Origin of the sequence: Vibrio sp. 10N.222.49.A3 (assembly GCF_041475145.1) — a bacterium.
Taxonomy (GTDB): Bacteria; Pseudomonadota; Gammaproteobacteria; order Enterobacterales; family Vibrionaceae; genus Vibrio; species Vibrio tasmaniensis_A.
Map to the genome: position 1 here is coordinate 1,035 of NZ_JBFRVM010000308.1, position 2,956 is coordinate 3,990.

The window sequence follows — 2,956 nt, forward strand, 5'->3', positions numbered from 1 at the left end:
TGGGGGCGGTAATAACGGGAATATTAGTCGAGCCTAAAGAAGTACAGCCCAGAAAACGAAAACGTACCACAAAGGCATTGAAGGCAGACAAACCTAACCCCGAACCAAAGGCAATAAAAGGGGAGTTCAACATCTTGCCAGAATTAACGGATGAGCAGATAAGTGATATTAGAGCTGAGTTGGATTTTTTGAGTTGGTAGTTATCTTGAATCCCTATAAAGCCACTTTTTGGGAGTGGCTTATCCTATTATTGCCCATTATTATATTCGGCTATCAACATGCGCGTTCGTAGACAACTGGAATTTACCCAACCCCTGCTCATGTGACGATAACAAGACTCATGCAGTAAAAATGACTTTTTATGTTGGTAAGGTCGCTTCGGGACAAAAGTGCCTTAGCAAAATCACACTTTCCATTGAATTTGCATTTATTTAAGCCATGCAAAGTACGCTTTTTCGAAAATAAGGAAGAAGAGCTAAGGGGGGTAGTATAAAATCTCCTGAAGATATCAAGAGAGCTAGTAACAGCATGGATAATTTTCAAAACCTTATTGATTACAGCACCGTCGATGACCTGAAGTTTCGTATCAAGTCATTACCCTTTTCTTGTGCTATCCCCAGTCGCAAAGCAGAAGTTGCAAGTGTACTCTTTAATGCATTGATGAACCCAGACAACCTACAGCTAATTTGGAACCACCTCTCAGAGGTTCAGAAGCTTGCTTTGCAAGAGGCCGTTCACAATCAAGCAGGTTATATGGACGGTTTCGTATTCTGGTCAAAATATCAAAAAGAACCACCTAGTACAGAAGACTGGTCGTTGTATCGAAGTCGAGATAAAGATAACGGTGACAAAGCTTTATCTCCGTTCTTTTATCCTGACCGCCGTTACGGATCTTCACGCAGAATACCTAATGACCTATTAGCTTTTTTGAAACCTCATGTTCCATTGCCACCACATTTCTCTGTGCCAACGGCAATTGTCGATGGTGACGAGATTGAAACGTCAGAAACCCCACAATACACGGAAGCGGAGCTTAACGTTCTTCTTAACACTATTAAGGTTAAGAAGTTAAAAGTCAGTCCGAAAACTGGGCTGCCTTCTAAAACATTGCTCAACCAACTGTGCAACCAACTCAATGAACCGTATCAAAAGGTAACATCACTTGATGACGAATCAGCGAAAAGTATAAAGGCTTTTGGTTGGATTCAAATTCTAAGAGCTGCTCTATGGTTCAAAGAGACAAAGGGCGAATTGCAAATCAACCTAAAAAAAGCCGCTCTTCAACAACGACATTGTGACGTCATTAAACAGCTTTTCTTGGACTGGAAAGATCGAAGCAAATTTGACGAGTTCTCACGTATCAATCAGATTAAAGGGCAAAAAGGAAAAGGTCAGAAATATTTTACCAATGTTCTGAGCCGCAGGGATGCTTGTATAGAAACATTGCGATCTTGCCCACCTGAAGAATGGGTCTCTTTTGATGACTATCTGAGATTAATGGCGGTTGAGGGGCAATTCTTTAATATTACGTTTGAACCCTATAGCTTGTATATTGGTGATTCCACGTATGGCCGCATTCATGACGGTACCTTTCTTACTAATGCTTACTCTCGCTGTTTAATTATGGAGTATTTCGCGACTCTAGGGATCGTCGACATAGCTTACGTAACGCCGGAGGGCGCTCAAGATAATTACTATGACCGTTGGGGGCAATATGACCTAGATTATTTGTCCATTTATGATGGTTTAAAATATATCAGGCTTACAAAGCTCGGAGCCTATGTGCTTGGAGTGGTTGATACCTACATCGATGTATCCGAATCAACGAAAACATCGATCGCATTATTGCCGAAGTATCGTGTTCAGTTTATGCAGCCACCCACTACAAGTGAGCGAGTATTTCTTACTAATTATGCGGATGAAGCTACCGACCAAGTCTGGCAGCTATGCACAAGCAAGATACTCTCACACCTCGAAAATGGTGGTGACTTAGAAGAAATACAATCTTTCCTATCTGAAAGAGATGAACAACCATATTTCCCGACTCAAATTGAGCACCTCTTCAAAACGTTAGAGAGCAATAAGAATGCAGTACGATTAGAGGGGCGTTTTTTACTTTTGAAATGCGATACCGAGTCGATAGCAAAGAACATAGCGTCAGCACCTAAATTACAGAAATTGTGCCAACGCGTAGGAAAAGACCAGTTAATTATCCCAGAGGGCAAAGAATCGTTGTTTAGACAATTAGTTCATGAACTTGCCTATGCTATGCCCATACAGTCATAGTTTTCAATGTAAGGGCAAAGTTTTTTGCCCTGTAAGCGATCATTTTAGAGGTGAATTACTCAATTTCATTCACACCTGATGTTGAAGAACTAGCAGTGGTTTTCTTTTTTCGTTGAAATAGTGTTGGTTCGTCCGCGGTCTTTCGCTACGGGACAAAAGCGCCTTAGATATAATAGTTAAAATGCGGAAATTTTAAGTAGATCTTAGACCTATAAAGTAGCACCCGTATAAATGTGGAGTGCTACTTTTACTATTGGTTAGTGTTTATGCTGGTTGAAAACAATCCGAGCTTCAGTTTTAGCTTTTTCCTTCAATTCATCATTTATCTTAGGAAGAGATATTCCTTCATAAATCACGAAGGCGGGCCCATAATCTTCATCCTTGTCAGCAATAGATTGGCTCGGGTAATAACCATAAAGGTTGGCTAATTCATTTAAAAAAACGAGCCTATATTGTTCGTCTTCTTTTGATGTTCGTTCGTATTTTTCCATGAGATGAAGAATAGCTCCTTCATGACCATTATATGCAAGCAACTCCTCATGTTGACTATCACCATAGACATCATAAGTGGACTCAATAGCTGGATAATAACCTTGTTTAGCCAGTTTGCGAATGGCACCTACATCATCAGTGTGTTCAGCGTATACCATCATTGTGATCCGCACCAGCA

At 40.6% G+C, this 2,956-nt stretch carries 2 protein-coding genes and 1 pseudogene; 2 read left to right on the plus strand and 1 reads right to left on the minus strand.

All coding sequences use genetic code 11. From position 1 onward, the window contains the following. Both AB4589_RS25300 and AB4589_RS25305 read left to right on the plus strand, forming a co-directional pair. Window positions 1-200, plus strand: a pseudogene (locus AB4589_RS25300) (site-specific integrase); the annotation flags it as partial. Window positions 201-528: 328 nt separating this feature from the next. Then, window positions 529-2,286 (plus strand): hypothetical protein, encoded by a 1,758-nt coding sequence (locus AB4589_RS25305; RefSeq protein WP_048613855.1) that lies wholly within the window; start codon window positions 529-531, stop codon window positions 2,284-2,286. Between the two features lie 257 nt (window positions 2,287-2,543). Here the strand turns inward: AB4589_RS25305 and AB4589_RS25310 are convergent. Beyond that, a partial coding sequence (locus AB4589_RS25310) for a hypothetical protein (RefSeq protein ID WP_372101945.1) occupies window positions 2,544-2,956 on the minus strand: 413 nt, incomplete at its 5' end.

Coding starts and splice junctions, on each gene's coding strand:
- AB4589_RS25305 (WP_048613855.1), top strand. CDS start 529: ATGGATAATTTTCAAAACCTTATTGATTACAGCACCGTCGATGACCTG.